Consider the following 270-nt stretch of genomic DNA (forward strand, 5'->3'; position numbering starts at 1 on the left):
GAGACCTTCGGCGATGTCTTCCGTCACCGGCTGGATCTGCACGCCGAGCCAGCCGCGCGTCACCGAACCGTCCTTGCGCAGCTCGGAGACGACGTCGGTCACGACATTCGCCGGAATGGCGAAGGCGATGCCGACATTGCCGCCGGAGGGCGAGAAGATCGCCGTGTTCACGCCGACGACCTCACCCTTCATGTTGAAGGTCGGGCCACCGGAATTGCCGCGGTTCACCGGCGCGTCGATCTGAATGAAATCGTCATAGGGGCCGGCGCC

The 270-nt window shown here is 65.2% G+C and carries 1 protein-coding gene; it reads right to left on the minus strand.

What is annotated here, in order from left to right:
- Positions 1 to 270 (minus strand): S1C family serine protease (locus tag CH341_RS32585; RefSeq protein WP_146604778.1); only part of this gene is annotated, 270 nt, incomplete at both ends.

Origin of the sequence: Rhodoplanes roseus (genome assembly GCF_003258865.1) — a bacterium.
Lineage (GTDB): Bacteria > Pseudomonadota > Alphaproteobacteria > Rhizobiales > Xanthobacteraceae > Rhodoplanes > Rhodoplanes roseus.